Raw genomic sequence first — 6,477 nt, forward strand, 5'->3', positions numbered from 1 at the left:
AAGTAGGTAGACAAAAATAAATAGAACTATGTTAAGTAAGTTAACAGATTCTGAAATTGGCTCGTAGTTAGGGCTTTAGCCCTACTTTCAGGTCTAAAGACCTTACTACAAACCTTTAATTATTTACGTTACTCTACTTATTGCATTGCTCGTAATGCGTTAAGCCCTGATTGGGCAAAACTCTATTAACTTTGGGTTTTGATACAACTAAACTCACACAAATTACAGTAAATGGCGTAGTTAAGTAGGTTAGTATTGAAAATCGTCGTTATGGCAAGGCAAGAGTGAAGAGGGTTTGGGCGATTTTACTTTTCCTTACACAGATTGGTTTTATTGTGTTCACCTACTTAGAAGGTACAGAATCTAAATTGAAACCTATACACAAAGCCAGTTTTATTTCTGACTCCTGATTCGGTAACTCCTGACTTCTCCCGTAAATTAATATTCTTTTCCAGAAGGGGAGTGGTAGAACCGAAATTATTATGATTAACTTTAGATATACATTTAAATATTGACGACATTTGTGTTTCCCCTCTACGATGAAAACCCGACGCGAATTACGCCATATTTTACCTATGGTTTAATTGGCATGAATATTCTAGTTTTTCTCCATGAAATAAGTTTGTCGAATTTACAACTAGAACAATTTTTCCAGTTGTATGCTGTAATACCGCAAGAATTAACCATCAACTGGAGTGGAGAGTGGACAACCTTATTTACCTCGCAATTTTTGCATGGAGGTTGGTGGCACTTAATATCCAATATGGTCTATCTGTGGGTATTTGGTAACAATATTGAAGACCGCTTAGGGCATTTTAAATATCTATTGTTTTATTTAACCTGTGGTGCTATAGCTGCTTTATGTCAATGGTTTATTGGCATGTACTCTGCTATTCCTTCCTTGGGTGCAAGTGGGGCAATTTCTGGAGTTTTAGGTGCATATTTAATCTGGTTTCCTCAAGCCAGAATTACCACTTTAGTCTTCCTCGGTTTTTTCATCACCACAATCAATATTCCCGCATTAGTAATTATTGGTATTTTCTTTATACAAAATCTCATTGCTGGTTTTGCCAGTCTCCAAGCCGCAGCTAAAATGAGTGTAGAAACGGGAGGAGTCGCTTATTGGGCGCATCTTGGAGGTTTTGTTGTGGGGAGTGTTTTTGCCCTGGGAAATAGAGAATAGAGAATTGGTAATTGGTAATAAAATCTGGCGTTGCTGAATCAAGATACGAAAATCAAAAATTCCATTTCTCAAACTCTTGCTCTCTGCGCCTCTGCGTCAGATCAATTCATACTTTCATTCACCAACGCCGATAATAAGATCTCTATTCTTATCCTGTTAATCCTTAAATCCTGGAAATCCTGATATGGCTTGCGCCACGCTACGCTATCAGACAATAATTAAATATTCAAATCCTGTAAAGCTAACCGAATTTGTTCTAAACGTCTGCGGTTGACCCCAAAATCAGAATCTCCTACACGAGATGCAGAACGGATATGAATAACTGACTTATCGCTAGGAAAATAAAACTCCACATCATCCACAAACTTGAAAATACGACTTTTAGAAATTGCATGAATATAATTATCTGTTTGTGATACAATTGTGGTGCGGGGAACAACAGTGAGAACTTTTAGTAAAGTTTCTCTCGCTTGATCTCGTTCTATATGATAGGTAATCGGCTCAATAGCGTGTTTAGCATCAGTATTTTGACTGACAACACAATTAGGAGAACTTGGACAAGAACTAAGATTACCTGACTCAATTCCTATGCTAGAAGCCAAAGCAGTTGCAGGAATTATGAAACTCAGAATTAACGTTAGGAATATCGAGAAAATAATCTTTTGCAGTTGAGTGATTGTTGTTAAATTGGACATAATTAGTTAACTGTTATATTCTGTGATTTTTTGTATATTATCAGCTTTCGATACATGATCATCAAATTGAATTATGAGTTGCAAATTTTTAATCTTAAAGTCACACTCCCCTCCCGATAAAGAAGGGAAAGCGTGGGTATTACTTCATGTCATAACCAAATAAATTAGGATCAACTTCTCCTAATTGTAAATCTGCTAAACCATATTCTTGCCAACGTCTTTCTACCATTTCCGCAACATTGGGATCTGATTTTAATGGTTCACCCCATTCATGTTCTGTTTCTGGAGGAATTTTTGTAGTGGCATCTATGCCCATTCTCCCACCTAAACCAAGTTTTTCACTAGCAAAATCTAAAGTATCAAAGGGAGTATTTGGTAATATAAATACATCTCTGGTAGGATCAACTTTGGAACTGATTGCCCAAACCACTTGACGGGGATCACGAACATTGATATCTTTATCAACGACAATCACAAATTTAGTGTAAGTAAATTGTGGTAACGCACTCCAAAACGCTAAAGCTGCTCGTCGTGCTTGTCCTGGATAGGCTTTATCTATGGAAATAATCGCTGCTTTGTAACTCAAAGCTTCCATAGGCAGGAAGAAATCAACTATTTCTGATACTTGTTGCCGTAAAATAGGGGTGTAAATGCGGTTAAGAGCGATCGCCATCATGGCTTCTTCTTTCGGTGGTAACCCGCTAAATGTGGTCAGATAAATGGGATCTTTGCGGTGTGTCATACACTGAAAACGCACCAAAGGCGAATCTTCCACGCCACCATAATATCCCATGTGGTCGCCAAAGGGTCCATCGGGTAAAACTTCCCCCGGTGTAATTGTCCCTTCTAAAACAAATTCGGAATCTGCGGGAACTTCCAAATCTACGGTTTTACATTTGGCTAGGTTAACTCCCGAACCACCATAAAATCCAGCAAATAACCATTCTGATAAATCTACAGGAATGGGTGTGGCTGCTGCCATAATGATTAAAGGATCTACACCCAGAGCGATCGCTACCTCTAACTTTTTACCACGTTCTGCCGCTTTGCGTAAATGTCTCGCACCACCCCGCACCGATAACCAATGTACGGTCATAGTGTTCTTAGATTGTAGTTGTAAGCGATACACACCTACATTTGGGATTCCGGTCTCACAATCCTTTGTAATTACCAATCCTAGCGTAATAATCTTTCCGGCATCTCCCGGATAAGGACGTATTAAAGGTAACTTATTTAAATCTAAATTATCTCCTTCAATTACCACCTGTTGACAAGCCGGAAAAAAGTCCCTTCCCGGTTTAGCTTTCACCACGTCAAACAGCACTTTACCAAAATCTATAGCTTGGGAAATCTTTTTTGGTGGTTTGGGTTGCTGAAGCATACTTAGCTTCTTTCCCAGGGTTTCCAACTCTTCCGGTTTTTCCATATTCATCGCCCAGCATATCCTTTCCACCGTCCCCATTAAGTTAACTGCGACGGGAAAAGATGCACCTTTGACATTCTCAAATAGTAAGCCTGGACCACCTTTTCGCAGCATTTGGTTGGAAATCTCCGCAATTTCCATATCTGGGTCAACCAAAGCTGAAATTCGCTTTAATTGTCCTCTTTCTTCTAGAATTTTCATGAATCCCCGTAAATCTCGCGCCATTGTTTTGTTTTAATTATTAAGAAGTGTAAAGCTATTTTTATTTTAGTCTTCATTCAGGTAATTTGACTTTTTAGTACAAATATACTATATTGAGAAAAAGAGGGATTTTTCTCACGCAGTGAACCAGCGCTGTAGAAGGGTTTCCCTCCGTAGGCGACTGGTGAACCCGAAGGGAGACGCGGAGGCGCGGAGAGGGAAATCCGGTTTTTAATTGATAAAAGTTAGGGGGTTTTATGTCGAAGTTAAATCACCAAATTTCTCTGTTAGAACTTATCCAAATTTTATCTGAATATCGTCAACATATCATTTTGAATTTATATAAGTTAAAGGAAGATTACCAGCGAACTGGGATTAAATTTGTGAGAGGTGTTAGAGATATTAATGGTGATTTAATAACTCCTAGTTTACAAACTGAAGATATTTATGCTGGTGATTTTGTGCAAATGGGTGTATTTGCTATAAATCGCAATACTGCTACTATTAATATGTTAGTGAAGCGGAAAGTTAAACTGGTAAAGGGGGAAGATCATACTCCTATTATTGAGATTGCAGGTTTGCTGGCTCATGATTTGCATGATTTCAACAATTATACCATTGTCAAAGATGGTAAGGTTCATGTTTCTACTTTAAATATTAAAGTCAGCAACAAGAAAGTATTTGATTTATTGCAATCTAAAGGTGTGATTATTGCTGATAAGTTTGAATTTGATTGTGAATATCAAATCCAATTAGATAATTTACCATTAGTTCCTGTTAATATCAATTTTGGCAATATTGATGGCTTATTTACGCAACTAGCAGAAATAAAGGTGATTATGAGCATTTTATCTGCTTGTTTACGCCATCAATCAGAATTATTTGTGAGTAACCAAGTGGAGGAATTAAAACAACATTATTTATCAAAAAATCTCTATCTGAATTTTCCTACCACTCAGGAATATTCAGAACCAATTGACTCTCATATTAGTCATAAAATCGAGTTTGGTAATCAGGATATTCTCAACTTGAGTAAATTATATGCCGCTAACCAGTTTTTAGGGCGGAGATATGAAGTTTACAACCAAGAAACTGGCGAGATTTTCCTGAAACCAACTTTGGAAATGGTGTTAAATCAAAATATAGTTTTTCGACAAAAAGCCATTTCCGTAAGAATGAAACTAACTAAGGTTGATGATTTGATGAAACCTATTTTTGATGATTTTCTGGGAATCAATATCAATGGAAAAGTAGGGGAAATTCTCAGGAAAGTTGGTGAGCATAACTTGGCGTTATTATTATATACTCAACACGCTCATAAATCTGTCAACAGAGAAGAGTTAATTACAGCTATGACGACGGCTTATAAAAAGTTAGTAGCTTATGTTGAGCAGATTTATCAAGAAAAGATTTCTCCTATGGTGTTTTATATTGGTTCGACAGGACTCTTACCAAATAAAATCTCAGCTACAGCGTTAACTGCTGATGAATTAGCGGCTAAATATCCCCATTTGCAATTTTCTAAAAATGAACAGTCAGGAACATTTTTTGAAGTAGGAAATACCATTATTAGCATTTACCCGCAAACAGAATACTACAGTAAAAAATCATTAGCTGTTAGTTCATAAACTAAGATACCCGACTTCTTTAAGAAGTCGGGTATCTGAATCTTTAACTAAATCTGTACTTTCCCCATTGCTAAAAGTGCTGTTCCATAAGCTGCTTCCCTATGAATTGATGAAAGAACTGGTACTTTTAAATAACGTTGACGAATAGCTGTCCAAGTGGAATTAGTCGCACCACCACCAGCAGTATAAACATTAGTTAAAGAATCTGCACCTAGATTTTGTAATAGTTCATATCCTCTAGTTTCTATTCTCGCCATACTTTCTAATAAACCATGTAGAAATTCTTTATTTTGATCTGGACGGGGTTCTAGTCTGGGTAATAATTGGGGATCATTAATGGGAAAGCGATCGCCTGGTTTCAATAATGGGTAATAATCTAACTCACTGGGTTGAGTTGGATCAATTTCAGCACTTAACCTGACTAACTCAACATTGCTGAAAAAATGCTTTAAAACAGCACCTCCAATATTAGAAGCACCTCCGGTCAACCACAAATCACCTAAACGATGGCTATAAATTCCATATCGCGCATCTTCAATTCTTTGACGACTTAAAAGTTTTAGCACCAAAGTTGACCCCAGGGAAGTTACCGCTTCCCCCGGAAATTTAGCTCCACTGGCTAGAAAAGCCGCAATACTATCTGTCGTACCAGCAACCACCAAACAATCGCCTTTAAAGCCAAAATCAGCTGCAATCCTAGGAAGTAATTCACCAATAGCAGTTCCCGGTGCTAAGACCTGTGGTAACTGAAGGGGAATTTGTAACTGTTCCAACCATTCTGGATATTGCAATTTTTCTACATCATAACCCAGCTTCAAAGCGTTGTGGTAATCGCTAATACCTAACTTTCCATGCAAAAGAAACCCCAGCCAATCGGCTTGATGCAATAAATATCTAGCTTTTGCAAAATCAGGTAATGCTTGCATCCAGAGGAGTTTCGCTAGACTAGATGTAGCACTTAACACAGTGTGATTAGCTGGAGCAACCTGACTCAACCGTTCTAAAGCCATTACACCCCGACCATCATTGTACAACAGCGGCGCGTCCACAGGCTCTCCAGCCCCATCAGTCAGCAAAATAGTAGAAGAAGTCCCATTAATAGCGATCGCCCCGATTTCCCCCCTTAAAGCCCCGGGAATTTGCCCCAATAGACTCCATAAAGCCTCTCGCCAACATTGTACCCAATCAACAGTCTCAGCCAGCCAATAATGACGCATTTCCGACAAAACGCGACCTTCTTCATCAATTACCACACCCCTTGCGCCAGAAGTGCCAAAATCAATACCCAGGGATAAAGTCATAAGATTCATTCAGGTGACAGGTGACAGGTGACAGGTGACAGGTGAC

At 38.3% G+C, this 6,477-nt stretch carries 5 protein-coding genes; 2 read left to right on the forward strand and 3 right to left on the reverse strand.

What is annotated here, in order from left to right; all coding sequences use genetic code 11:
• The first annotated feature begins 523 nt into the window (after nucleotides 1–523).
• Nucleotides 524–1,183: a rhomboid family intramembrane serine protease gene (locus PN471_RS06815; RefSeq protein WP_271776200.1), complete on the forward strand. Its 660-nt coding sequence runs from the start codon at nucleotides 524–526 to the stop codon at nucleotides 1,181–1,183.
• A gap of 218 nt (nucleotides 1,184–1,401) precedes the next feature.
• Here PN471_RS06815 and PN471_RS06820 read toward each other — a convergent pair whose 3' ends face one another.
• Together PN471_RS06820 and PN471_RS06825 are read right to left on the reverse strand one after the other, a co-directional pair.
• Nucleotides 1,402–1,878 (reverse strand): DUF1499 domain-containing protein, encoded by a 477-nt coding sequence (locus PN471_RS06820; protein WP_271776196.1) that lies wholly within the window; start codon nucleotides 1,876–1,878, stop codon nucleotides 1,402–1,404.
• A gap of 139 nt (nucleotides 1,879–2,017) precedes the next feature.
• Nucleotides 2,018–3,526, reverse strand: coding sequence for a UbiD family decarboxylase (locus tag PN471_RS06825; protein WP_271776197.1), 1,509 nt, complete (start codon nucleotides 3,524–3,526; stop codon nucleotides 2,018–2,020).
• Nucleotides 3,527–3,759: 233 nt separating this feature from the next.
• Between PN471_RS06825 and PN471_RS06830 the strand changes: the two genes are divergently transcribed.
• The gene (locus PN471_RS06830; RefSeq protein WP_271776198.1) at nucleotides 3,760–5,130 is read left to right on the forward strand and encodes a hypothetical protein; all 1,371 of its coding nucleotides are present in this window, start codon (nucleotides 3,760–3,762) and stop codon (nucleotides 5,128–5,130) included.
• A 47-nt stretch (nucleotides 5,131–5,177) separates the two neighbouring features.
• On the opposite strand, the gene PN471_RS06835 is transcribed toward PN471_RS06830, so the two are convergent.
• Nucleotides 5,178–6,431, reverse strand: a complete 1,254-nt coding sequence (locus PN471_RS06835; RefSeq protein ID WP_271776199.1) for an FGGY-family carbohydrate kinase — start codon at nucleotides 6,429–6,431, stop codon at nucleotides 5,178–5,180.
• Nucleotides 6,432–6,477: the final 46 nt, after the last annotated feature.

This window comes from Aphanizomenon sp. CS-733/32 (assembly GCF_028330045.1).
GTDB lineage: Bacteria > Cyanobacteriota > Cyanobacteriia > Cyanobacteriales > Nostocaceae > Dolichospermum > Dolichospermum gracile.

What these genes read in the sequence shown, in the direction of transcription:
- PN471_RS06820 (WP_271776196.1), bottom strand. Translation starts at nt 1,878, where the DNA reads ATGTCCAATTTAACAACAATCACTCAACTGCAAAAGATTATTTTCTCG.
- PN471_RS06825 (WP_271776197.1), bottom strand. Translation starts at nt 3,526, where the DNA reads ATGGCGCGAGATTTACGGGGATTCATGAAAATTCTAGAAGAAAGAGGA.
- PN471_RS06830 (WP_271776198.1), top strand. Translation starts at nt 3,760, where the DNA reads ATGTCGAAGTTAAATCACCAAATTTCTCTGTTAGAACTTATCCAAATT.
- PN471_RS06835 (WP_271776199.1), bottom strand. Translation starts at nt 6,431, where the DNA reads ATGACTTTATCCCTGGGTATTGATTTTGGCACTTCTGGCGCAAGGGGT.